Here is a 23,369-nt window from a genome sequence, read left to right on the forward strand (position 1 = left end):
GGTCGACCGATCGGTCGACCCGGCCGTCCGCCGCTCCGCTCCCCGAGTCCCGCCAGCCCGCCGATTCCACGGGACGGACCGAGACGCCAGGCTGGTGGTGACCACGCCTGCCCGCGCCCCGTGGAGGAGCCCCGCCATGACCGACCACCCGCTGTCCCCCGCCGACCGCTCCCTGCTGAACGCCGCCGAGCGCGGCGACCTCGACGCCCTCCGGTCCGCCCTGGCCGCCGGCGCGAGCATCGACGCGCGGGACGCCGAGGGCCGGACGGCGCTGCTGCGGGCCGCCTTCGCCGACCGGGTCGCCGCCGCCCGGCTGGCAGGCCCTGTCCGGGGCGGGCGCCGACGTCAACGCCCAGGACCCGCAGCTGAACAGCCCGTGGCTGGTCACCGGCATCACCGGCAGCGTGCCGATGATGCGCGCGCTCCTCCCCGGCGGCCCCGACCTCGCCCGCCGCAACCGCTACGGCAGCGTCTCGGTGATCCCGGCCGCCGAGCGCGGCCACGTCGCCTACGTCCGGGCGGTGCTCACCGAGACCGACATCGACGTGAACCACGTCAACGACCTCGGTTGGACGGCCCTCCTGGAGGCGGTCGTGCTGGGCGACGGCGGTCCCGCTCACCGCGAGATCGTCGACATCCTGCTCGCCCACGGCGCCGACCCCCGTCTCCCGGACGCCAACGGCGCCACGGCGCGTGAGCTGGCCGAACGGCGGGGTTTCCAGGACCTGGCGGCCGTGCTGCGGCAGGCGGAGGAACGCACGCCCGCCCCCTGAGCCGCCCTCACCCCCAGCCGCCTCGCCCCAGCCGCCCTCACCCCCAGCCGGGCACCGGCGGCAACGGCCAGCTCGGCAACGCCGGCGGCACCGACGGCACCGACGGCACCGACGACACCGGCAGCGGGCCCGCCACGCGCAGTCCGGCCACCGGGCCGCGCCCGGCGAGCCAGGCGAGCAGCGCGTGCCCGGGGCCGCCGACCACCGGGCCCGCCCCGCCGATCGCCCAGCTCCGGCCGAGGTCCTCGGCCTCGATCTGGGCGAGCGGAACCGCCCGCGCGGCCAGCGTCGCGGCCGTCTCGGCCAGGGCCCGGCGAACGAACCCCTCCGGCCAGCCGGCCGGTGTGCGGCCGAGGCCGAGGTCGACCCCGTGCACCTCCAGCTCCCGCCAGGTCCGCCACAGCAGGTACCAGGCCGGGTGCCGCCAGCCCGCCAGCGCCGGGACCAGGACGCTCCGGCGCTCGGCGGGCAGCTCCGCCGCGTCCCGCAGCAGCCCGTCCAGGCTGTCCCGCAGGTCCGCGACCAGCGCCGTCGCGCCGCGCCCCGCGCCCTCGCGCAGCTGCCGGTCCAGCTCGGCGGCGTCGGCCCGCGGCCCGGGCGCGGTGCCGGTACGGGCCAGGGCGAGCATCCAGCGGTACGCGTCGGCACTGCGGGCGAGGTGGGTGAGCACATGGCCCCGGCTCCAGCCGGGGAGCCGCGAGGGCTCGCGGGCCTGCCGGTCGGTCAGCGGCTCCAGCTCCGCGCACAGGCGTGCCGCCGAGGCCCGGACCGCCGCGAACAGCTCGTCGAAGTCCGGCGGCAGGTCGGCCGCCGACTCGTCAACTTCCATGTTCAGCACGTGACTTGATGCCCTCCAGGGTCGCCGTCATACCGGTCCGCAGCTCCCCGAGCCGGTAGTCGACGATCTTCTCCTCGGCCTCGGGTCGGGCGTCGATGGCCCTGGTGAGGCCGCTGCTGCCCGGGCCGAGCACCACCGAGTGGCGCACCCGGGTGCCGCCCTCCACGGGGGCGACGTCGAACCGCCACCGGGCCAGCGCGCCGACCGTCTCGGTCACCGGCGCACCGTAGCGGCCGTCCGCGTCCATGACGGCCCAGGCGAAGACGCGGTGCTCGGCCAGTTCCACCACCTCGGAGACCGTCCGCCAGTCGGGCATGCCGGCCCGGCGGTTGTACCCCTCGAAGCGGGCGCCCGGCGCGGGGCCGTCCGCGCCGTCCAGCCAGCCGGCCCGCTGGAGCTCCGGACTGTGCCGGGCGGGCACGGCGATGTCGGTCACCAGCGCCCAGACCCGTTCCACCCCCGCCCGGACGAACACCTCGCACTCCGCGCCGGGACCATCGGCGTACCGCATTCCGTCTCCCCCTCCACTGCACTGCCCGAAGCACGCATGAGCACGGGCACGCACGGGTACGGGTCGGCACCCGCCCCGCCCCCGCCTCTACGCGTCCGGAGCGCCGCGAAGGCAGCGGGCGGGTTGCCGCCCTTGCGCGGGCCCTGCCACCGATGATCGATCCTGCCGAACTTCCAAGTCAATCCACCGATTTCCTGGGAAACCCCCAAGCTCAGGCTTGGGTCGGGCCCTTCTCGTACCGCCCCGGATCCGGCAGTACCCTGGGCGCTCGTGACCCTCGACGACCTCCGCATCTTCGCCGCCGTCTGCCGGGCCGGCTCGCTCAGCGCCGTCGCCCGCGACCTGGTGTGCAGCCAGTCCGCCGTCAGTCAGCACGTGAAGCGGCTGGAGCGCGAGCTGGGCCTCACCCTGATCGAGCGGCACCCGCGCGGCGTGGTGCCCACCCAGGCCGGACGGCACCTGCAGACCGCCGTGGCCAACGGACTCGGCGGCATCGACCACGCGCTGCGGACCATCGCCGAACTCGCCCGCGGCGAGGGCGGGTCGGTGCGGATCACCACCGGCGCCACCAGCATCCGGCACTTCATGTCCGCCGCCGTGGTGGACTTCCGCGAGCGCTTCCCGCAGGTCAACCTGGAGTTCCAGACCGGGGTCTCCAGCCGCAACTGCCTGGAGGCGCTCACCGCCGGCCAGGTCGACCTGGCCTGGATCACCCTCGGCACCCCGGTCCGCGGGATCGAGCAGCGGCCCGTCGCCGACCTGCCGTGGGTCCTCGCCGTGGCAGCCGGTGACCCGCTCGCCGACCGGGCGCGGATCGAGCCCGTCGACCTCCAGGACGCCCGGCTCATCGGGCTGCCGCAGAACTCGGTCTCCCGCTCCCAACTCGACGACTGGCTCGGCAAGTCGGGCATCCGACCGGTCTTCGACACCAGCGTCACGGACTGGGACACCGCGATCCTGCTGGCCGAACTCGGCCTCGGCCACGCCGTCGTCCCCGCACTCCCCGAGTGGCAGGGCCCCGGCCACCCCGGGCTGCGGCTGGTCCCGCTGCCCGACCTGCCCGGCCTCACCGTCGGCTGGGCCGCCCGTGAGTGGGACACCCTGGGTCCGCTCGCCCGCGCCTTCGCGGACACCGTCGCGGCCCACTGCGGGCGGGCGGCGGCACCGCCGGTCAGCCCGGGAGCCCCTCCTTGTACTCCCTGACCGACCGGAGCCCGCCGCCGCCCAGGAGACGGGCCACCGGCAGGCCCTCGTCGCGGGACGTCACCGCCGACAGCCGCTCGAACTCCTCGGGCAGGACGTCCAGCAGGCTCAGCACCTGCTCGCCGGTCCGGAGTTCCAGCACCAGTTCGCAGCGCAACTGGGCCGGCAGTTCCGGACGGTGGGACAGTGCGTGCCAGAGCACCGCGCGCAGGTAGTGCCGCCCGTCCGGCGCCGCGTGCACCCTCAGCCACGCCTGGTCCAGCCGCTGGGAGAGGCGGAGGTCGGCGGCGCGCTCCTCCAGTCGCAGCAGCTCCGGGGTGTCGACGGCCATCAGGTCACCGGGCAGGGCCCGTTCCGCGTTCATGCCCCCATCCTGGCGCACCCGCACCATCGCGTACGTCCGGACCGTCATTGCGTCCGGACCGTCAGTGCGCCTGGACCGTCAGCGCGTCTGGAAGGACAGGCTGCGGCCGATCTCGGCGAAGCCCCGACGCGCGTACCACGCGCGCGGCCAGTCGACCGCGTCCGCCAGGAGGAACAGCTGCGGGATCCCGGCGGCCGCCGCCAGTGCCAGGCCGCTGGCGAGCAGGGTGTCGCCGTGGCCGGCCCCGCGGTGCGGGATCGCGGTGACCAGGTCCTCCAACTGGGCCAGCCCGGCGGCCGGTTCGAGGTAGAGGTCGACCCAGGCGGCGACCTCGCCGTCCGCCGCCCGGGCGGCCAGGAAGTGCACCCGCTCGGCGCCGCGCAGCCGGGCCGGCCGGCGGTCGGTGAGCTGCCGGAGCAGTTCCTCGTCCTCGAACCACTCCCGCTGCTGCCGCAGCACGGCCTCCCGCAACTCGGCGAACTCCGTGGGGACGGCGGCCGGTTCGGGCAGCGCGCAGCCCGCCGTGTCCCGGGCCATGACCACCACGGTGCTCCACTCGTACCCGGCCCCGGCGAGCACCGGGGCGGCCCGCTCACCCCATGCCTCGTCCAGCACGCTGATCGCGTACTGCCGGCGCTGCCCGAGCCAGCGCGCCGCCAGCCCGGGCAGGGCCGCCGGGTCGGTGCCCGGCCCGGTGACGATCAGCTGGTTGTGCTCGTGGGAGCGCACGAACTCCGGATTCCGCACGGCGAAGACCCCGGGGAACTCGGGCAGTTCGACGACCTCGGCCGCCTGGCGGCGGGCGAAGGCAGCGTGGAAGGCGGCTACCCGCTCAAGCAGATCGGACATCCTGCCATGATCTCCCCGCCGTCGCCGCCTGCCAAGCGATTAGGGCCTGTCCGGAGGTCAGCGGGCCCGCCCGGCGGACCGGTCCCGGGCACGGTCGAGGAACTGCTGGATGCCGTCCCGCACGCCGTCCGTCGGCACCGTGGCAGCGAAGGCCGCCGCCTCCACCGCGAGACCCTCGTCGATCGGCAGGTTGATCCCGCGGGTGACCGCCCGCAGGCAGGCCGCCACCGCGGTCGGCGCGTACCGGATGATCCGGTCCGCCAAGTCCCGTGCCTCGTCCAGCAGTTCGGCCGCCGGGACGACCGAGTTGACCAGGCCCAGCTCGACCGCCCGGGAGGCCGGGACCGGGTCCCCGGTCAGGATCATCTCCAGCCCCCGCTTGCGGCCCACATGGCGCGGCAGCCGCTGCGAACCACCGAAGGGCGGCGGGAAGCCGAGCGAGATCTCCGGCTTGGCGAAGCTCGCGTGCTCGGCCGCGATCGCCAGCGGCGCCGCCTCGGTGATCTCGCAACCCCCGCCGTACGCCAGCCCGTTGACCGCGACGATGACCGGCTTGGGGAACTCCTCGATCCGCCGGGTCAGCGTGTGGCCGCGCCGGACGAACTCGCGCAGCGCCCGCTCCGGCCCGCCCGCGATGCTGCCCGCCAGCGACGGGATGTCCGCGCCCGCGCTGAACGCCCGCCGCCCGGCACCGGTCAGGATGACGGCGCGGACGGTGTCGTCGGCGTCGATCCGGTCGAGTTCGGCCAGCAGCGCGTCGATGGTCGGATAGTCGAGGGCGTTGAGCTTCTCCTCCCGGTCGATGGTGAGGGTGACGACGTACTGGTCCCGCTCGCTGAGGACGGTCATGGCCTGCTGGCTCCCTTTCGCCTGGGTCCCTACCCGAGCGAGGCTAGGAAGACCGTCCAGGACAATCCAGTTATTGTCCTGGATACACTCCGCCCGCACCCTCCCGCCCGAACCCCCCGCCCACCCCGGACCACGGAACGGCAGGCCCGATGCGACCGCCCTCCTACAAGGCCATCGTCGACGAGTACGCCGCCGCGATCCGCTCCGGCGCCCTCCCCGCCGGAACCCGGCTGCCGACCCACCGCGCCCTCGCCCGCGAACGCCGGGTCGCCCTCGCCACCGCCACCCGCGTCTACGCCGAACTCGGCGCCGCCGGACTGGTCGTGGGCGAGCAGGGCCGCGGCACCTTCGTCCGGGTCCGCTCCGGCTACGACGGCATCGAACCCTCCCGCGCCCTCCCGGTGCCCCGGATCGCCGACCTCTCCTTCAACCAGCCGCTCGCCCCCGACCAGGGCGACCTGCTGCGCCGGGCCCTGCGCACCCTCGCCACCTCGGGCGACGCCGAGGCCCTGCTGCGCCAGCACCCGCCCGGCGGCCACCGGCACGACCGGGCCGCCGTCGCCCGCTACCTGCTGGACCGCGGGGTCGACACCGCACCGGAGAACGTCCTGCTCACCAGCGGCGCCCAGCAGGCCCTCGACTGCGTGCTGCGCACCCTCACCCGCCCCGGCGACGTCCTCGCCGTCGACGCGCTCAGCTACCCGGGCATCAAACTGCTCGCCACCGCCCACGGCCTCGACCCCGCCCCCGTCCCGGTCACCCCCGCCGGGCCCGACCTCGACGCCCTCGACCGGCTCTGCCGCAGCCGCCCCGTGCGCGCCGTGTACACCATCCCGACCGTCCACAACCCGCTCGGCTGGGTGCTCGACCGGACCCAGCGCGAACGCCTCGCCGCCATCGCCGCCGAGCACGACAGCACCCTCATCGAGGACGGCACCTACGCCTTCCTGGAAGCCGCACCGCCCCCGCCCCTGCACGCCCTCGCCCCCGACCGCACCTGCTACGTCGCCGGCCTGTCCAAGAACGTCGCCCCCGGCCTGCGGTTCGGCTTCGCCGTCCTCCCCGATCGGCATCTGCGCGCCGCCACCACCCAGCTGCGCGCCGCCGCCTGGGGCGCCCCCGGCCTCACCACCGCCCTCGCCACCGGCTGGCTCGCCGACGGCACCGTCACCCGCCTCGAACAGCAGCGCCGCACCGACGCCGCCGCCCGCCAGCACCTCGCCCGCACCGCCCTGGCCGGCCTCCCCGTCACCGCCCACCCCACCTCCTACATCCAGTGGCTCACCCTGGAACCCCACCAGCGCCCCGACCGGGTCGCTGCCCTCCTCGCCGCCGAAGGCATCCTCATCTCCACCGCCGACGCCTTCGCCACCACCCCGCACCACCCCAACGCCATCCGCCTCGCCCTCGCCGACCCGCCGCTCCCCGACCTCGCCGACGTGCTCCGCCGGGTGCGCGCCACCATCGAGTCCATCGCCCCGTGAAGCGGGTGGGCGCACCCGGCGACGCTACGGATTCGGCGGCGCCCCGTGCAGATAGCCCGGGTCGAACCGGTCCACGGACGGCAGCAGGCGCGCGTCCGGTTCCGTGCTCCCCGGCTCGGCGAGCTGGGCCTTGGCCATGGCGAGGACGTCGGAGGGCGCGGGATCGTCATCGCGCGCGTAGGCCAGCCTCCACCACACGCCCCTGCCCACCGTCGTGGTCTTCCGGACGCACGACCGCAGCCCGGCACGGGCTCGGACGGGCATCCCGACGCGGAGGAAGTGCTGTGCCAGCCACAGCTGACGCAGGTCCGGCCGGGCGATCCGCAGCCTCATGAGTGCCCCGACGTCCGGCTCCAGACCGGCGAGGACGGCCCGGCAGTGCAGGTACAACAACTGCTCGTGGTCCAGGGCGGGATGCAGCTCACGGGCCGTCATGAGGGCGTCGCTCACCTGCACCCGGTCGCCGCCCTCCGCCACCCGGAGCAGGGCGAGGTACACCACCCGCTCCCGCACGTGCGGGCAGCCGAGTTCATTGGCCCGGGCGAAGTGCCGGTCGGCCAGCTCCAGGTCCCCGTCCGCGAGGGCCTGGTACCCGAGATCGCACCACCAGTCCGCCTCGGAGCGCAGCGGGCCCACCGCCATCAGCAGCTCCATCGGCGGGTGCTCCGGGTGGTACTCCATCAGCATGTCGCGCACCTCCGGGGCACTGCGGTGCTCCCGGAGCTCCGGTTCCCTCCGGTACAGGTCGGTCAGCCGCTCGGCCAGAGGCCGGCCGGTCGTGGCCAGGGCCGCCTGCAACCGGTCGTAGGCGTCCCGCTCCAAGCGGCCCGATCGACCGGAACGGATCCACCGGTCCAGCGCCTCGTCGACGAACTCGCCGCTCGCCAGGTCCAGTCCGTTCACCACCGCGTCGGCGAGCGCCGTCAGCGCGAGGTCCGGATCGTCCTCCACCGCACGCAGCCACTGCTCACGTGCGAGCGGCAACCGCCGAGCCCGACGCCGCTCCGGCAGGGCGAGGAGTTGGCGCACTCCCTGCAGCCTCAGGTCCGCCCTCAGGAACCTGCGGTCCGCCTCCCGGAACAGCCTCTTGCTCCGCCACACCCCGACGCGTGCCACACCCACCAGCGTAACGACCCTACGAAGCCCGCCCGTTCCAGCCCCCGGCCAAGAACGGCACGGCATCACCCCACTCCCAGAACGCCCGCCCTTCAGCCACCTCACACCCCATGAGCCGCTGTGACAGCCCGCACCGGAAGTCGGCCGGGCTGACTTCCTATTCCGTCCCCGCCCCGACTCTCGGCCCGGCCCCACTCAACGGGCGGCCCAGCCTTCGGTGTTCGCGTACGACTCGTAGTTGTGGCGCGTGCTGCGGTCCCACTCCCGGCCGGTGAGGCGCCGGTAGGCCTGATCAGGGGCGTACAGCAGGGCCTCGGCCCAGCGCAGGTCGCGGACGTACGGGCGGAACAGCTCCGGGTCGCCGAGCACGGCCTCGTACTCGGCCCGGCCTGCGGCGACGACGGCCGCGCGGGTGTACAGGGAGGCGTCGCCCGACAGGTCGGCGCCGTACTCCCGGCGGTCCAGCCGGTGGAGGGCCGTGGCGAGCTGTTCGGCGAACCCAATGACGGCGGACAGCGGGGCGTCCGCCAACCGCGCCTCCACCTCAGCGGCGAGCCGCTCCGCATCGGGGTCCGGCCCGGGCGGCCGGCACTCGGCGATCAGCTGCCAGAAAGCGTCCTCATCCACACCCGCGAGCATGGACCACCGCTCTGACAACCCCGCACCGGAAGTCGGCCTGGCCGACTTCCTAATCCGTCCCCGCCGCGCCCGCCGACCGCGCGAAGCGGGTGGACCATTCGGCGACGAGGTCCCGCAGTTCGGGTGGGTGGACGACCTGGAACTCGGCGCCCAGGGAGCCCAGGGCCATCGCGGGCCAGTCCAGGGAGTCGGCGGTCATCCGCAGTCGGCAGCGGGTGGCGTCCACCGCCTCGACGTCGCCCCAGCGGCCGATGCGGGCGCGGACGCGGTCGGCGGGGGCGTCGACCAGGGCCTCGACACGGTTCGGCCGGGGCATGCCGCTGAGGCCCGCGCGAACGAACTCGGCGGCGTCGGCGGCCGGGAGGGGGCGGGGGGCGAAGCGGGCGCCGGTGGCCCGGGCGGCGGTGAGGCGGTCCAGCCGGAAGGTGCGCCAGTCGCCGCGGTCGAGGTCGTAGGCGACGAGGTACCAGCGCCGGTCGAGGCAGACCAGCCGGTGCGGTTCGACGTGCCGTTCGGTGCGCTGCGCGGAGGCGGCGGTGTACGAGAAGTGCAGCCGTTCGGCGTCCCGGCAGGCGAGGGCGACGGCGGTGAGGGCGTCGGGGTCGACGCCGGAACCGGCGGAGGCGCCCCAGTCGACGGGGACGGTGACGGCGCGCAGCGCCTCGACCCGGCGGCGCAGCCGGGCGGGCATCACCTGCACGACCTTGGCCAGGACCCGCACCGACGCCTCGGCGACGCCCTCGACCGGGCTCTCGGCGGCCGCCTGCAGTCCGACCGCGAGGGCGACCGCCTCCTCGTCGTCGATGACGAGCGGTGGCAGGGCCGCGCCGGCGGCCAGCTGGTAGCCGCCGTCGACGCCGCGCTGGGCTTCGACGGGGTAGCCGAGTTCGCGCAGCCGGTCGATGTCGCGGCGCAGGGTGCGGACGGAGACGTCGAGCCGGTCGGCGAGTTCCTCGCCGGGCCAGTAGCGGTGGGTCTGGAGCAGGGAGAGCAGTCGCAGGGTCCGGGTGCTGGTGTTCGCCATGTCCCGATTCTGTCCGGAATTCAGGACAGGAAGTGACCGCAATGGTCCGTAGCGTTGTTCTTGTCCGAGGGAGCAGGAACCGAGCAGGACCCGAACGGAAGGCCAGAACCATGACCACGAACACCACCACGAACACCACCGCCCCCGTCACCGGCGAGCGCGCCGACCTCCTGGTCGCGCTGGAGAAGCAGCGGAACTTCCTGCGCTTCACGACCCGCGACCTCACCGACGAGCAGGCCGGTCTGCGGACCTGTGCGAGCGAGCTGTGCCTGGGCGGCCTGATCAAGCACATGACCTCGGGCGAGCGCAGCTGGACGAACTTCATCGTGCAGGGCCCGTCCGCGATGCCCGACTTCGCGGCCATGACCGAGGCCGACTTCGCCCGCCGCGCCGACGAGTTCCGGATGCTGCCGGGCGAGACGCTGGCCGGGGTCCTCGCCGAGTACGCCGAGGTGGCCCGTCGCACCGCCGAGTTGGTGGCCGCGCTGCCGGACCTGGACGCGGCCCAGCCGCTGCCGCGGGCGCCCTGGTTCGAGGCTGGCGCCGAGTGGTCGGCCCGCCGGGTGCTGCTGCACATCCTCGCCGAGACGGCCCAGCACGCGGGCCACGCCGACATCATCCGGGAGTCCCTGGACGGCGCGAAGAGCATGGGCTGAGCCGCGCGGGGGCCTGCCGCGCCCGGGCGGCGGGCCCCGGCCCGTCCGGGGTCAGACCTCGTCGACGAGGGTGAAGCCGGCCTCGTCCACCACGCTGCGGACCGCCGCGGTCTCCAGCGGCTGGGCGGAGGCCACGGTGACCCGGCCGCTCGGCGCGTCCGCGACGACCTCGGTGACCCCGGGGATGGCAGCGAGCCCGGCGCTGACGGTCTTCTCGCAGTGGCCGCAGCTCATGCCGTCGACGGTGAGGACGGTGGTGATGGACATGACGGTGCCTCCGGTACGGGGTCGTAAGGGGAATCGACGTGGTCGACCCGCACCACAACAGCCGATTCCGACGGCGATCCCCAGGAACACGCCGCACGGGTGGCACCTTCGAGTGGTTCCGGGAACCGGCGCCGCCGCCCGCCCGACAGGAGCCCCCGACGCCTGGCGCTGCGGGCACCCGTCGTCCGACACTGGGTGTTCCGGCACCCGCACGGAAGGCGGAAGACCCCCATGCCCCTCGGACTCGCCCTCCCCCAGTACGGCCGCTTCGCCGACCCCGCCCTGACCGTCCGGGTCGCCGCCGCGGCCGAGGCGATCGGCTACGACCGGCTCTGGACGGCCGACCGGGTCCTGGTCGCCAACGACCCGCGGACCCCGTACCCGGGCGGCGGCAACGCGGCCCTGGAGAGCCACAAGACCTTCCTCGACCCGCTCACCCTGCTGACCGCCGCCGCCGGCGCGACCGTCCGGGCGCGGCTGGGCACCAGCACGCTGAACGCGCTCTGGCAGCCCCCGGCGCTGCTCGCCCGCACCCTGACGACCATCGACCTGCTCAGCGGCGGCCGGCTCGACGTCGGCATCGGTCTCGGCTGGTCCGAGGACGAGTACCAGGCGGTCGGCGTCCCGTGGCGGGGCAAGGCGGCCCGGCTGGAGGAGACCCTGGACGTGCTGGAGGCGTTCTGGACCGGCGGCACGGACGTCCGACACACCGGCGCGCTCTGGACCGTCCCGCCGTCGACCGTCCTGACCCGCCCGGCCCAACGACCGCGCCCGCCCGTCCTGTTGGGCGGGGTGAGCCCGGCCGCGCTGGAGCGGGTCGGGCGGCGCGCCGACGGCTGGCTGGGCGTCGGCCTGCCGCTGCCCGCCCTGCGGTCGGTCTGGGAGCTGGCCCACGACTCGGCCCGGGCGGCCGGTCGCGACCCGAAGGCGCTGCGCCTGGTGCTGCGGGTCAACCCGGTGGTCACCGCCGACCCGGTGCCCGAGGAGGACGTCCCCCGGCGCGGCACGGTCGCCCAGCTCGCCGGCTACCTGGCCGCCGCCGCCGCCGAGTTGGGGGCGGAGCCGCTGATCGACCTGCACCACGCGGCCCGGACCCCGGACGAACTCCTCGCCCTCGCCGGGGAGTTCCACGACGCCCTGGCGTCGACCTGACCGCCCCGGCCGCCCTGGCCGCCCCGGCCTCAAGCTGAGCGTCGCAACGAGCTTCGCGACGAACGTCGTGACGAACGTCTCGACGCTCGCCTGAACCCCCGGCCGCACCCGGAGCGTTCCTCCTGGTGTACCCCACTGTGAGCCCGCCCAGGAGCCGCACCACCGCCATGACCGACACCACCGCGCCCCCGACCCTCCGAATACGCCAGCCGCACGGCCGCGCGGCGAACGCGGGCAGCGGCCGATGACGGCGGCCGCTGCCCGCCTCCGCAGCTGGAAGCCCCGGCGACCCCGGCGGCCCTGGCCGGCCGCGCTCGCCCTGGCGCTGGTCGCGGCCGTGACCGCCGGCCTGCTCTGGTGGCAGCCGTGGCACAGCGGCCCGGCACCGCTGGCCTTCACCACGGCCCCCGGCGGCTCCGCCCGCTTCGGCACCGGGGAGCACCTGTACCGCTACAAGGTGCGGGTGGAGAACGGCATCGCCGAGGGCCCGGAGCAGTTCGCCGCCGAGGTGGACGCGATCCTCGGCGACACCCGGCACGGCTGGGCGGCCGGGAACACCGCCTCCTTCCAGCGGATGCCCGCCGACCCGGTGGACTTCACGGTCTACCTGGCGACCCCGAAGTCCACCGACCGGATCTGCGGCCAGTACGGGCTGGACACCGGCGGCTGGGTCAACTGCGGCGTCCAGCACCAGGTGGTGATCAACCTCAAGCGGTGGCAGGAGCTGTCCGAGTTCTACCGGGGCCAGCCGGAGCTGTACCACGCGCTCGCGGTCAACCACGAGGTCGGCCACATCCTCGGCAACGGCCACGTCGACTGCCCGGGCCCGGGCGCCCCGGCGCCGGTGATGATGCAGCAGATCAAGGGCCTGCACGGCTGCGTCCCGAACGGCTGGCCCTACTCGGACACCGGTACCCTGCTCACCGGCCCGCCCGTCCAGGCCCCGACCGACGCGCCTTAGCCCACCGTTCAGCCCACCGTCGGACCGTCGGCAACCGCTACCGCAGGGTCGGGCCCCGCGAAGGCGCCGGTCTCCCCGTCGACCATGCGCAGCAGGTCGCACGACCTGTCGCCGGTGGTGATCAGCACCCGGTCGCCGGCCGGCACCACGCGGGTGCCGTAGCGGCACGGCAGTTGCCACAGCACCCGCCCGTGCTGCAGGGCGGCCACGTGCTGGAAGGACCGGGGGCCGGCGACGGGGTTGGTCTGCGCGTAGACGTGCTGCGCTCCGGCGGACAGGCCGCGGAAGGCGTCCGCCGCGTAGTCGGGGCCGGACAGGTGCTCGGGCCAGCGGACGGGCCGCAGCACGCTGCGGGGCAGGAGGCCGACCCGCGCGGCGACCAGCCGGTTGCCCTGGTCGATGGCGTACAGCCAGCCGTCGGCCGCGGCGATCGGACCGTCGCCCAGCGTCAGCGCGTGCCGCAGGCCGTAGGCCACGTGCGCCGGTGCGGTCCGCCCCGACCCGGCGCGGGGGTGGAACGCGTGGACGGTGCGCCCCGTCCCGGCGAGCCAGACCGTGTGCCCGCCGTCCGTGATCAGTGGCCTGCGCGCCCCGTGGGGACCCCGGTCCACGATCCGGAACTCGCCGACCTCCTCCCCGGTCGCCAGGGACAGCCAGCGCATCCGGTCGTCGATCCAGTTCCACACGAAGAACGGCGGTTCGCCGGGCCGGGGACCGTCGTTCGGGAGGTGGAAGCTCCCGATGCACCCGGTGCGGGACCACAGTTCGGCGCCGGTACGGGCGTCGAAGGCGCGGGCGGTGAAGTCGTCCCCGGCCCTCACCTGGGCGAGGACGCGGCCCTGGACCAGGGCGGCGCTCCCGATCCAGGTGAAGGTGTGCTGCCACCGCCGGGCGCCGTCGGCGAGGTCCAGCACCGTCAGCCGCAGCGGCGGATCCTGGCCGTCGCTGAGCGTCTCCCGGTCGGCCGGCGCGGGCTCCCGGAGGACGAGGCTCTCCCCGTCCGCCCAGTACCGGGCCGAACCGTCCGTCTCCGTCTGCCAGTTCACCGCCCCGGACGCCGGGTCCAGCACGGCGATCCGCAGGCGCACCGGGTGGTAGCCGTCGGGCAGGCCGCTGACCACCACGACCGGCCCGCCCTCCGGGGCGAGGGTGGCGATCCATTCGTCCTCCAGGCAGCGGTACGCGCTCTGCCAGAGCACGGTGCCGTCGGCCCGGTCGCACGCGGTCGGTCGGCCGTCCACCAGGACGTGGACCCGATCCGCCGAAACCACCGGCTCCGACAGCGACCACGGTGGCGCCACCAGCGTCCACAGCCCGTCCCCGGCTCCCCGTTCGACCCGCACCGGCACCCTGTCCGCGACCATCGGTTCCCCCTCCGCCCCACCGCGACCAAAGCGATGATCATCCCGGACCGCCAGCCCACTTGTCACCGGTCCTCCAGGGCCCCGCCCACCCCCGACCGGCCCCGCCCATCCCCGACCGGCCCCGCCCATCCCCGAACCCGGCCCGAACCCGGCCGACCCGGCGACCGTTCGCACCGGCTGCACCGCAGCACTCCCCCGAACACGGATAATCACTGGTCGGACCGGGCACCGCCGCACGGCGGCGCCCGGCCGGGATCGTGTCCGTACCGTCCGTGCGTGGAGTGAAGAACCTTGTTCGATGTGGAGAACCTGGACTACCCGGTCCTGCTGGCGGCCGCCGAGGCGGCCGCCCGGGCGACCACGGGCCGGGGCCGCGTCGCCGACTACATCCCGGCCCTCGCCGAGGCCGACCCGGAGGCCTTCGGCATGGCCGTGGCCACCGTCGACGGCGAGCTGCACGGGGTCGGCGACTGGGAGCGGCCGTTCTCGATCCAGAGCGTCTCCAAACTGTTCTCGCTCGCCCTCGCCCTCGCCTACAGCAGCGACGGCGGCGACGGCCTCTGGCGGGGCGTCGGTCGCGAGCCCTCCGGGAACCCCTTCAACTCGCTGGTCCAGCTGGAGACCGAGCACGGCATCCCGCGCAACCCGTTCATCAACGCGGGCGCCGTGGTGGTCACCGACCGCCTGCACTCGCTGACCGGTGACGCCTCCGGCGCCGTACGGGAGTTCCTGCGCCGCGAGTCCGGCAACCCGCTGCTCGACACCGACCCGGTGGTGGCCGCCTCCGAGGCCGAGCACGGCCACCGCAACGCCGCGCTCGCCCACTTCATCGCCAGCCACGGCAACCTGCAGAACCCGGTCGACACCGTGCTGGAGCACTACTACGCCCACTGCGCGGTCGCTGCCAGCTGCCGCGACCTCGTCCTGGCCGGCGCCTTCCTGGCCCGCTACGGCGTCCGCACCGACGGCACCCGCCTGATGACCCGCAGCGAGGCCAAGCGGATCAACGCCGTGCTGCTCACCTGCGGCACCTACGACGCCGCCGGCGAGTTCGCCTTCCGGGTCGGCCTGCCCGGCAAGAGCGGCGTCGGCGGCGGCATCCTGGCGATACTCCCCGGCCGCGCCGCCGTCTGCGCCTGGGGCCCCCGCCTCGACCAGGCCGGCAACTCGGTCGCCGCCGTCACGGCCCTGGACACCCTCACCACCCTCTCGGGCTGCTCGGTGTTCTGACCGATGTTCCGAGCAGCCCGTAGGACCGTACCGCCGGCGCCCCGGCCCGGCATGGCACGTCCCACGGGCCGGACGGACGGTTGTGCAACAAAGTGTCAGTAGTCCATGCTGGCCGCATGCATCGCCACGCGCACCTGAGCCGTCGACTCGACGTCGACCTCGGGCACGCCTGCTCGGCGATCTGTCACCGCGCGCTCTGACGCGGTGATCAGCCCGGCGCCCCCGGCGCCGTCGGGAACCCCCACCCGGGCGATCACGTGCACCGCCACGCCGTCCACTCCTCCTCCCGATGGGGGCTCCCATGCGCCTCGCGCTGCCCGCACTCCTGACCGCCGCCCTGCTGGCCCTCGCGGTCCCCGCCCACGCCGACACCGGCCCGTTCGGGCCGCTGCCGCCGCACAACCCGTACGCGGGGCCCGACGGCACCGCCACCATGCACGGCGACACCGGCTCCTCCGACGCCACCCCGCTGCCCGGCCCGAAGCCCGGCCCGCTCGAGTCCGAGCGGGTGGCCCTGCAGTCCGCCTGCCCGACCGTGCTGGTCGGCTCCGACGGACGCCCGGTCGCACTCTGCACCACGATCTTCGGCCTCGTCCCGACGGTCCACCTGCTCGACCCGGCCGACGGCGGCTCCGTCACCGAACTCCCCATCGCCAAAGGCTCGTTGCTCGGCGGCGTGTACGCCTATCTGGACCAGGACGACCGCCTCGTCGTGGTGGACGGCAACCGCGACCTGCTGCGGATCGGCCACCACCGCACCGCCGCCGGGGCCTGGGCGCTGACCGTGGACAGCCGGCTGTCGCTGGCCGGCGCCGTGCCCGACGGCGACGCCGTGACCGGCCTGTCCCCGGACTGGCAGGGCCGGGTCTGGTTCGCCACCGGCGGCGGGGTGGTCGGCACCGCCGACGACCGCACCGGCACCGTCCGCACCCTCGCCCTCCCGGCCGGAGAGAAGGTCGCCAACTCCATCTCCACCGCACCGGCCGGCACCCTGGTCGCCACCACCCACGCCACCTACCTGCTGACCGCCGACGACGACGGCACCCCGCGCGTCGCCTGGCGCCGGCCGTACGACCGCGGGCCGGGCCGCAAGCCCGGCCAGCTCAGCTGGGGCACCGGCTCCACCCCGACCTTCTTCGGCCCGCACACCGGCACCGACTACGCCACCGTCGTCGACAACGCCGCGCCGACCGTGCACCTGCTGGTCTACCGGACCGCCGACGGCTCCCCGGTCTGCTCCGTCCCCGTCCTGAAGGCGGGCGGCAGCGGCAGCGAGAACTCCCCGATCGGCGCGGGCGACGCCGTCTTCGTCGCCAGCACCTACGGCTACCCGTACCCCAAGCTGCCCGCCGACGCCGGCCCGAGCGTGCCCGCCTCCGGCCGCTTCTCCGGCGGCCTCAGCCGGGTCGACGTCCGGCCCGACGGCTCCGGCTGCGACCTCGTCTGGGACACCACCGTGCGCTCCGCCGCCGTCCCGAGGCTCTCCACCGGCGACGGCCTGATCCACACCGTGCTGCGCCGGCCCGTCATCCCCGGCACCGACGCCACCTCGATCCTCGACCCCTACGACTACGCCGAGATCGACCCCCGCACCGGAGCCGTCACCCGCACCCACCGGCTCGGCGTGGGCTTCCTGTTCGACACCCTCCAGATGGTCGGCTCGATCGCCCCCGGCGGCGTGGTCTACCAGGGCAGCACCACCGGCGTCCTGCGGATCAGCAGCGCCGGATAGCCCCCCGGCCCGTCACCACGCCCCGGCCCGTCACCACACCCCCGGCGGGCCGGGCTCGGTGCCGTCGATGCTGTCGATGTTCTCCTCGACCCAGGCGCGCAGCAGGTTGAGCGGCACGGCGGCGCTCTTGCCGAGGGCGGTCAGGGCGTACTCGACGTGCAGCGGCACGGCGGGGTAGACGGTGCGGTCGACGAGGCCGAGGTCCTCCATCCGGCGCAGGGTCTGGGTGAGGACCTTGGGGCTGACGCCCTGCAGCCGCCGCTGCAGGGCGCCGAACCGCTGCGGTCCGTCCTCCAGGGCGCCGATCGCCAGCGCCGACCACTTGTTGGCGAGCAGGTCCAGCAGCGGGCGACACGGGCACTGGGCCGAGTAGACGTCGTGGTGCACGTGCCGGCCCGTCGGGCAATCGGTCGTCATCAAGGCTCCTGAACTGGTCGCTTCCCGAAGGGAAGTGCTTCCCCTTCCGGGTAACTACGCCTCCGGACCCGGGTTCATTCCCGTCGGAGTCCGACCCCGCCCCGCACCCCCACGGCTCCCCGCGGCTCCCCCACGGCTCCCCCGCGCCGGGGCGCGGCCGGGAGCCTAGGGTGAAGACCCGAGGGGGTTCCCCCAGGTCAGACGTTCGGAGGTGGGCGAGGTGATCCGCGGCGTCCACCTGGAGGCGCAGTGGCGGCGCGAGGCGCTGCGGACCAACCTGTGGGTGGTCCCGGTCCTGGAGGTCGCCTTCGCCGGGGCGCTGTTCGCGGTCACGGTGGCGCTGGACCGGGGGGCCTACGACGGCACCCTGTCCCTGCCGTCCTGGGTGATCAGCGGGACGGCGGACTCGGCGCGGCAGATCCTGGCCGCGATCGCGGCGGCGCTGATCACCGTGGTGGGCGTGGTCTTCTCGATCATGATCGTGACGCTCACCCTGGCCTCCACCCAGTTCGGCCCGCGGATGCTGCGCACGTTCATCCGGGACCGGACCACCCAGATGACCCTGGGCACCTTCGTCGGGACGTTCGTGTACGCGATCCTCGCGCTGGTCGTCATCGGCCCGGGTTCGAGGGGCGACTTCGTTCCCCACCTGTCGATCACCGTCTGCATGGTCCTGGTGATGCTTGACCTCGCGGTACTGATCTTCTTCATCCACCACATCGCCACGTCCATCCAGCTGCCCCGGGTGATCGCGAGCATCGCGGCGGAGCTGTCGGAGGCGATCGAGGCGGGCGCGGGCGGGCCGGGCGCGGGCGGGCCGGACCGGCCGGACGGGGGCGGGGCGGGACCGACGGCCGCCGAGCTGAACGCCCGACTGGACACCTCGGGGGCGACGGTGTCGGCGCCCGCCAGCGGCTACCTCCAGTTCGTCCGGCACCGCGCGCTCGTCCGGATGGCGACAGAGCTCGACGCGGTGATCCGGCTGGACCACCGCCCGGGCCACTTCCTCGTCCAGGGGCACCAGTTGGCCACCGTCTGGCCGCCCGAGGCCGCGCCGGAGGTGGCCCGCAGCTTCGCCCGCGCCCATGTGGTCGGCTCGACCCGCACCCTCGCCCAGGACATCGCCTTCGCCGTCGACCAGCTGGTGGAGATCGCCATCCGGGCCCTGTCCACCGCGGTCAACGACACCTTCACCGCCCTGACCTGCATCGACTGGCTGGGCGAGGGCCTGTGCCGGATCGCCGCCCGGTGGAACCCGAACCCCGTCCACCGCGACGAGCTCGGCTTCATCCGGGTGATGACCGTCCCCGTCAGCTACGAACGCCTGGTCCAGCGCTCGTTCGAGAAGATCCGCCAGGCGGCCCCCGGCATGCCCGCCGTCCTGATCCGCCAACTCGACGCGCTGGCCGAGATCATGGCGGAGACCCGCACCGAACAGCAGCGCCGGGTCCTGCTCGAACAGGCGGAGATGATCGAGCGCGTGAACCGGGAGACCGTCCCCGAGGCCGCCGACCGGGAGGACGTCCGGCGGCGCTACCTCGCGGTCCTGGCGGCGTACGCCCGGGCGGGCAGGAGCGACTGACACCGGGGCTGCCCGGGGAACGGGAACCGAAGCGCGGGACTCGGTAGCGTTACGTGGACATGGCATGTACGCTGCGTATCGCTGGTTGAACACGCTGCGGGCCTGGTCGCCACTCCGTGGGGGGAGTCACGCCCAGGCCCGATCGCCGGCCCGGGGCCCGGTTGCGCTTCGTGGGGGAGCGTCAGCCGGGCCCTTCGGTGGGTCTCCGTCGTTATGCCCAACCAGACGCTGTTTCAGTCATGACAACCCGCCCGGCATCGCCAAGCCGCGGCGCCCGCCCCAGCACTGGACCTCCTCGGCCTGCTCGGCCTCCTCCCTCCCCCACCGCGGCCGGTCGTCGGGCTCTGCCAGACTGTGGCGGACTTGCACGCGGCGGAACGGGGGGCCAAGGGTGACGGACAGCGGGGACGGCGTCGGCGGGGGCACGTCCGTGACCTCGGCGGGGCGGCTGGTCGGCGGCCGGTACCGGCTGTCGCGGCGGCTCGGGGCCGGCGGCTTCGGCAGTGTCTGGCAGGCCCACGACGAGGTGCTCGGCGTGGACGTGGCCGTCAAGGAGGTCCGGCTCCCGCCCGCCGCTTCGCCCGAGGAGCACACCGAGCGACTGGTGCGCGCCCAGCGGGAGGCCCGGCACGCGGCCCGGCTGCGCGACCACCCGAACGTCGTCGGCGTCCATGACGTCGTGGTCGACGGCGGCGTCCCGTGGACGGTGATGCAGCTGATCGTCGGCCGCTCCCTGGAGGACCGGATCACCCGGGACGGCCCGCTCCCGACCGCCGACACGGTGACGGTCGCCGAGGCCGTCCTCGCCGCGCTCGGCGCCGCGCACCGGGCGGGCATCGTGCACCGCGACGTGAAGCCGGCGAACATCATGCTGGCCGACGACGGCGGAGTGCTGCTCGCCGACTTCGGGATCGCCGTGCAGCAGGACCAGACCGCGCTCACCGCCTCGGGCGCCTTCATCGGCTCGGTCGACTACCTCGCCCCCGAGCGCGCCCACGGGAGCCCGGCGGCCCCGGCGGGCGACCTGTTCTCGCTCGGCGCCACGCTCTACCAGGCCGTCGAGGGCCGGCTGCCGTTCCGCCGCGACACCCCGGTGGCGACGCTCACCGCGGTGCTGTTCGAACAGCCGCCGCCGATGGCCCAGGCCGGCCCGCTGGCCCCGCTGATCAACGGCCTGCTGGAGAAGGACCCGAACGCCCGCCTCACCGGCGACCAGGCGGCCGCCCTGCTCGCCGGTCAGCGGCCCCAGCAGCTGCGGCAACCGCAGCAGCCGCTGCTGCCGGCCCAGCCCGCGCACCCGCCGACCGCGCTCGCCACCCAGCCGGTCGCCCCGCCGACCCTCCCGGTCCAGCCGGGACAGCCGGGACAGCCGGGACCGACCGCTCGGCGAGGGCGCCGGGTGGCGCCCTTCCTGGTGCCGGTCGGGCTGTTCGCCCTGTACGCCCTCTCGATGACGATGACCGCCGGCACCGTCACCCTCACGGCCACCGACAACGTGACCCCGCAGACAGTCGCTGCCGTCAACCGCATGTCCCAGCAGGGCTTCCCGGTGCACACCGCGGTCGGGCTCGACTGGTTCGCCGACACGTCCTCGTACGGCGGCTTCATGTCCTGGCTCTTCCTGGTGCCCGCCCTGATCGCCCTGGTCTGCGCGGTCGTCCTGCCGTACCGCCCGTCCCGGGGCCTCCGGACCATCGGATACCTCAGCGCCCTGCCGCTCCTCTACGTGCTCGTCGACCTGGACGTCCACGCGAATCTCGAGGACATCTACCCCGGGCTGCCACCCGCCGTGCAGGCCGCCGCCTCGCTGTCCTTCGGGGCGGGCTGGTGGCTGCTGCACGCCGCCGCCGTGCTGACCCTGATCGCCCTGCTCTGGCAGCACGTCCGGACGGCCCGCAACCCCCGGGCATGACGGCGACGGGCCCCGGTCGTCCGCACGGCGACCGGGGCCCGGGGTTCCAGCAGCTGACGGCTACTCCACCGTCACGCTCTTCGCCAGGTTGCGCGGCTTGTCCACGTCCCGCCCGAGGGCAACGGCGGCGTGGTAAGCGAGCAGCTGGAGCGGGATGTTGAGGAGCAGCGGGTCCAACTCGGGCTCGCTCTTGGGGACCAGGATGCAGTGGTCGACGAGCTTGTCCTCGGGCCGGCGGTGGGCGACGGCGATGACCCGGCCGGAGCGGGCCTTGATCTCGCCGAGGGTGGTGAGGTTCTTGTCGAGCAGCTCGTCGTCCGGAACCAGTGCCACGGTGGGCAGTTCGGGGCTGATCAGGGCCAGCGGGCCGTGCTTGAGCTCGCTCGCCGGGTAGGCCTCGGCGTGGACGTAGGAGATCTCCTTGAGCTTCTGCGCGCCCTCCCGGGCCACGGGGTAGCCGCGGACCCGGCCGATGAACATCATGCCGGTGGAGTCGGCGTACTCGGCCGCGAGCTTCGCGATCGCGTCGCTCTGGTCGAGCACCTCGCGGATCTGGTCGGGCAGCGCCTGGAGGGCGGAGACGATCCGGCGGCCGTCGGCGGGCGAGAGGTCGTGGATGCGGCCGAAGTGCAGGGCGAGCAGCGCGAAGGCGACCACGGTGGAGGTGAACGCCTTGGTGGAGGCGACGGAGACCTCGGGCCCGGCGTGCAGGTAGATGCCGCCGTCGCACTCCCGGGCGATGGCGCTGCCCACGGTGTTGACGACGCCGAGGACGCGGCCGCCCTTGCGCTTGATCTCCTGGACGGCGGCGAGGGTGTCGTAGGTCTCGCCGGACTGGCTGACCGCGACGTACAGGGTGTCGGCCTCGATGACCGGGTTGCGGTAGCGGAACTCCGAGGCGGGCTCGCTGTGGGCGGGGATCCGGGACAGCTCCTCGATCAGCTGGGCGCCCATCTCGCCCGCGTAGTAGGCGGATCCGCAGCCGAGGATCTTCACCCGGCGGATCTCGCGCAGTTCGCGGGCATCCAGGTTGAGGCCGCCGAGGTGGGCGGTGGCGAAGCGCTCGTCGAGCCGGCCGCTGAGCGTGCGCTCGACCGACCCGGGCTGCTCGTGGATCTCCTTGAGCAGGTAGTGCTCGTAGCCGCCGGTGTCGAAGGAGTCGATCTCCCAGTCGACGGTGGACGGCTGGCGGTGGGTGGTGCGGGCGTCCGCGGTGAAGGTGCGGAAGCCGTCGGCGCGTACGGTGGCGAGTTCGCCGTCCTCCAGGTGCACGACCTGGCGGGTGTAGCGGACCAGGGCGGAGACGTCGGAGGCGGCGAACATCTCCTTCTCGCCGATGCCGAGCACGATCGGGCTGCCGTTGCGGGCGACCACGATGCGGTCGGGCTGCTCGGCGTCGAGCACGGCGATGCCGTAGGTGCCGACGACCCGGCCGAGCGCGGCGCGCACGGCGTCCTCCAGCTCGACGCCCTCGGCGGCGTGCGCGGCGATCAGGTGGGAGAGCACCTCGGTGTCGGTCTCGGAGCGGAAGACCGCGCCGTCGGCGGTGAGCTTGGCGCGCAGCTCGTCGGCGTTCTCGATGATGCCGTTGTGGACGACGGCGATCCGCTCGGCGTTGTCCAGGTGCGGGTGCGCGTTGGCGTCGCTGGGCACGCCGTGGGTGGCCCAGCGGGTGTGGCCGATGCCGGTGCCGCCCTTGAAGCGGGCCGGTACGGCGGCGGCGAGGTCGGCGACCCGGCCCTTGACCTTGCGCAGCTTGAGCCCGCCGGTACGCCCGGCGACGGCGACGCCGGCCGAGTCGTAACCGCGGTACTCCAGCCGGGCCAGGCCCTCCAGCAGGAAGGGGGTCGCGTCCTTGGGGCCGATGTAGGCCACGATTCCGCACATGCGTGGACTCCTCCAGAGCAGTTGACGAGCATTGACGGGCGTTGACGGGCCCGGTGACGGGCGCGGCCGTGGGGGGCCGGCACCGCCGCTCAGCCGTAGACGATCCGGCGCAGCTGACGGGCCGAGAGCTCCGGCGCCGCGACGCGGCGGGCGGGCAGCTCCTCGGCGAGCCGGGCGAAGATCCGTTCATTGGTGAGGCCGCGTGCCTGGAGCTCGCCGTGGCGGCGGCGGACGTACTCCTCGGTGGTCTCGGAGAAGTAGGCCAGCACCTCCGCCACGACCCGCGCCGCTTCCCGGGGCCCGAGCGGGCTGGTCCGGGAGAGGTGGGCGAGGAGGTCTTCGTGAGGGTGGGGTGAGCTCGACACGAATGAGAACTCTAGGTCGCTCCGCTCGCCGAAGCCAAAGATCTTGCCCGAATTCGGGCAGGCTTTGCGACTTTCGGCCCAGGTAACCGCTCGGACCCCCTGCCGTCACCTTCCGGACAGGCTCTTGATGCCGCGACGAGTGCGCCCGTAGCGTGACCCCCGCCACACTCACCCGAAGACCGGAGGGCTTGCTG

General features: G+C 74.4%; 24 protein-coding genes and 1 pseudogene. 11 read left to right on the top strand and 14 right to left on the bottom strand.

The features are described from left to right. Positions 1–136 precede the first annotated feature (136 nt). Positions 137–253, top strand: a pseudogene (locus ACFVXG_RS31615) (hypothetical protein); the annotation flags it as partial. Positions 254–413: 160 nt separating this feature from the next. After that, positions 414–773 carry an ankyrin repeat domain-containing protein gene (locus tag ACFVXG_RS31620; protein ID WP_387932357.1) on the top strand — a complete coding sequence of 120 codons (360 nt, stop codon included), beginning with the start codon at positions 414–416 and terminating at the stop codon, positions 771–773. A 37-nt stretch (positions 774–810) separates the two neighbouring features. Here the strand turns inward: ACFVXG_RS31620 and ACFVXG_RS31625 are convergent, their stop codons facing one another. Then, positions 811–1,602: a maleylpyruvate isomerase family mycothiol-dependent enzyme gene (locus ACFVXG_RS31625; protein WP_387932359.1), complete on the bottom strand. Its 792-nt coding sequence runs from the start codon at positions 1,600–1,602 to the stop codon at positions 811–813. Next, a complete protein-coding gene (locus tag ACFVXG_RS31630; protein ID WP_387932361.1) occupies positions 1,592–2,122 on the bottom strand; it encodes an SRPBCC family protein in 531 nt (176 codons plus the stop codon). Before ACFVXG_RS31630 ends, ACFVXG_RS31625 begins: the two co-directional genes overlap by 11 nt. Before the next feature lie 270 nt (positions 2,123–2,392). Here ACFVXG_RS31630 and ACFVXG_RS31635 point away from each other — a divergent pair, with 270 nt between their 5' ends. Next, the gene (locus ACFVXG_RS31635; RefSeq protein ID WP_387932363.1) at positions 2,393–3,325 is read left to right on the top strand and encodes a LysR family transcriptional regulator; all 933 of its coding nucleotides are present in this window, start codon (positions 2,393–2,395) and stop codon (positions 3,323–3,325) included. On the opposite strand, the gene ACFVXG_RS31640 is transcribed toward ACFVXG_RS31635, so the two are convergent. The 3 genes from ACFVXG_RS31640 to ACFVXG_RS31650 all read right to left on the bottom strand — a co-directional run bounded on the left by ACFVXG_RS31640 (position 3,294) and on the right by ACFVXG_RS31650 (position 5,387). Continuing rightward, positions 3,294–3,689 carry a hypothetical protein gene (locus tag ACFVXG_RS31640; protein ID WP_387932365.1) on the bottom strand — a complete coding sequence of 132 codons (396 nt, stop codon included), beginning with the start codon at positions 3,687–3,689 and terminating at the stop codon, positions 3,294–3,296. The two genes, ACFVXG_RS31635 and ACFVXG_RS31640, sit on opposite strands and share 32 nt — an antisense overlap. A 78-nt stretch (positions 3,690–3,767) precedes the next feature. Next, a complete protein-coding gene (locus ACFVXG_RS31645; RefSeq protein ID WP_387932367.1) occupies positions 3,768–4,538 on the bottom strand; it encodes a GNAT family N-acetyltransferase in 771 nt (256 codons plus the stop codon). Positions 4,539–4,595: 57 nt separating this feature from the next. Next, positions 4,596–5,387, bottom strand: coding sequence for a crotonase/enoyl-CoA hydratase family protein (locus ACFVXG_RS31650; protein ID WP_387932369.1), 792 nt, complete (start codon positions 5,385–5,387; stop codon positions 4,596–4,598). A gap of 149 nt (positions 5,388–5,536) precedes the next feature. Here ACFVXG_RS31650 and ACFVXG_RS31655 point away from each other — a divergent pair, with 149 nt between their 5' ends. Then, positions 5,537–6,871, top strand: coding sequence for a PLP-dependent aminotransferase family protein (locus tag ACFVXG_RS31655; protein WP_387932371.1), 1,335 nt, complete (start codon positions 5,537–5,539; stop codon positions 6,869–6,871). 24 nt (positions 6,872–6,895) lie between these two features. Here ACFVXG_RS31655 and ACFVXG_RS31660 read toward each other — a convergent pair whose 3' ends face one another. From ACFVXG_RS31660 to ACFVXG_RS31670, 3 genes are all read right to left on the bottom strand, one after another. After that, a complete protein-coding gene (locus ACFVXG_RS31660) occupies positions 6,896–7,987 on the bottom strand; it encodes a hypothetical protein (protein ID WP_387932373.1) in 1,092 nt (363 codons plus the stop codon). 195 nt (positions 7,988–8,182) lie between these two features. Then, positions 8,183–8,614, bottom strand: a complete 432-nt coding sequence (locus tag ACFVXG_RS31665; RefSeq protein ID WP_387932374.1) for a DUF4240 domain-containing protein — start codon at positions 8,612–8,614, stop codon at positions 8,183–8,185. A 61-nt stretch (positions 8,615–8,675) separates the two neighbouring features. Beyond that, on the bottom strand, positions 8,676–9,650 hold the full coding sequence (locus ACFVXG_RS31670; protein WP_387932376.1) for a helix-turn-helix transcriptional regulator: 975 nt from the start codon (positions 9,648–9,650) through the stop codon (positions 8,676–8,678). A 110-nt stretch (positions 9,651–9,760) separates the two neighbouring features. On the opposite strand from ACFVXG_RS31670, the gene ACFVXG_RS31675 reads away from it, so the two are divergent. Then, on the top strand, positions 9,761–10,306 hold the full coding sequence (locus ACFVXG_RS31675) for a DinB family protein (protein WP_387932378.1): 546 nt from the start codon (positions 9,761–9,763) through the stop codon (positions 10,304–10,306). A 51-nt stretch (positions 10,307–10,357) separates the two neighbouring features. Here ACFVXG_RS31675 and ACFVXG_RS31680 read toward each other — a convergent pair whose 3' ends face one another. Further along, complete coding sequence (locus ACFVXG_RS31680) at positions 10,358–10,573, bottom strand: heavy-metal-associated domain-containing protein (protein WP_387932380.1); 216 nt, start codon at positions 10,571–10,573, stop codon at positions 10,358–10,360. Between the two features lie 231 nt (positions 10,574–10,804). On the opposite strand from ACFVXG_RS31680, the gene ACFVXG_RS31685 reads away from it, so the two are divergent. Both ACFVXG_RS31685 and ACFVXG_RS31690 read left to right on the top strand, forming a co-directional pair. Then, positions 10,805–11,725, top strand: coding sequence for a TIGR03619 family F420-dependent LLM class oxidoreductase (locus ACFVXG_RS31685; RefSeq protein ID WP_387932382.1), 921 nt, complete (start codon positions 10,805–10,807; stop codon positions 11,723–11,725). A 244-nt stretch (positions 11,726–11,969) separates the two neighbouring features. Then, positions 11,970–12,686, top strand: a complete 717-nt coding sequence (locus ACFVXG_RS31690; RefSeq protein WP_387932384.1) for a DUF3152 domain-containing protein — start codon at positions 11,970–11,972, stop codon at positions 12,684–12,686. A gap of 8 nt (positions 12,687–12,694) precedes the next feature. On the opposite strand, the gene ACFVXG_RS31695 is transcribed toward ACFVXG_RS31690, so the two are convergent. Then, positions 12,695–14,050 (bottom strand): PQQ-binding-like beta-propeller repeat protein, encoded by a 1,356-nt coding sequence (locus ACFVXG_RS31695; RefSeq protein WP_387932385.1) that lies wholly within the window; start codon positions 14,048–14,050, stop codon positions 12,695–12,697. Positions 14,051–14,359: 309 nt separating this feature from the next. On the opposite strand from ACFVXG_RS31695, the gene ACFVXG_RS31700 reads away from it, so the two are divergent. Beyond that, the gene (locus ACFVXG_RS31700; protein WP_387932577.1) at positions 14,360–15,280 is read left to right on the top strand and encodes a glutaminase; all 921 of its coding nucleotides are present in this window, start codon (positions 14,360–14,362) and stop codon (positions 15,278–15,280) included. 95 nt (positions 15,281–15,375) lie between these two features. Here ACFVXG_RS31700 and ACFVXG_RS31705 read toward each other — a convergent pair whose 3' ends face one another. Beyond that, positions 15,376–15,549 carry a hypothetical protein gene (locus ACFVXG_RS31705; RefSeq protein WP_387932387.1) on the bottom strand — a complete coding sequence of 58 codons (174 nt, stop codon included), beginning with the start codon at positions 15,547–15,549 and terminating at the stop codon, positions 15,376–15,378. Positions 15,550–15,581: 32 nt separating this feature from the next. Between ACFVXG_RS31705 and ACFVXG_RS31710 the strand changes: the two genes are divergently transcribed. After that, a complete protein-coding gene (locus tag ACFVXG_RS31710; protein ID WP_387932389.1) occupies positions 15,582–17,012 on the top strand; it encodes a hypothetical protein in 1,431 nt (476 codons plus the stop codon). A gap of 30 nt (positions 17,013–17,042) precedes the next feature. Here ACFVXG_RS31710 and ACFVXG_RS31715 read toward each other — a convergent pair whose 3' ends face one another. Further along, complete coding sequence (locus tag ACFVXG_RS31715; protein ID WP_387932390.1) at positions 17,043–17,429, bottom strand: winged helix-turn-helix transcriptional regulator; 387 nt, start codon at positions 17,427–17,429, stop codon at positions 17,043–17,045. A gap of 220 nt (positions 17,430–17,649) precedes the next feature. On the opposite strand from ACFVXG_RS31715, the gene ACFVXG_RS31720 reads away from it, so the two are divergent. Both ACFVXG_RS31720 and ACFVXG_RS31725 read left to right on the top strand, forming a co-directional pair. Further along, a complete protein-coding gene (locus tag ACFVXG_RS31720) occupies positions 17,650–19,011 on the top strand; it encodes a DUF2254 domain-containing protein (RefSeq protein ID WP_387932392.1) in 1,362 nt (453 codons plus the stop codon). 391 nt (positions 19,012–19,402) lie between these two features. Further along, positions 19,403–20,923 carry a serine/threonine-protein kinase gene (locus tag ACFVXG_RS31725; RefSeq protein ID WP_387932393.1) on the top strand — a complete coding sequence of 507 codons (1,521 nt, stop codon included), beginning with the start codon at positions 19,403–19,405 and terminating at the stop codon, positions 20,921–20,923. 60 nt (positions 20,924–20,983) lie between these two features. Here the strand turns inward: ACFVXG_RS31725 and glmS are convergent, their stop codons facing one another. Further along, positions 20,984–22,810: a glutamine--fructose-6-phosphate transaminase (isomerizing) gene (glmS, locus tag ACFVXG_RS31730; protein WP_387932395.1), complete on the bottom strand. Its 1,827-nt coding sequence runs from the start codon at positions 22,808–22,810 to the stop codon at positions 20,984–20,986. Positions 22,811–22,899: 89 nt separating this feature from the next. Then, on the bottom strand, positions 22,900–23,175 hold the full coding sequence (locus tag ACFVXG_RS31735; protein ID WP_350505610.1) for a hypothetical protein: 276 nt from the start codon (positions 23,173–23,175) through the stop codon (positions 22,900–22,902). Between the last annotated feature and the right edge of the window lie 194 nt (positions 23,176–23,369).

The organism is Kitasatospora sp. NPDC058162 (assembly GCF_042884005.1).
Lineage (GTDB): Bacteria > Actinomycetota > Actinomycetes > Streptomycetales > Streptomycetaceae > Kitasatospora.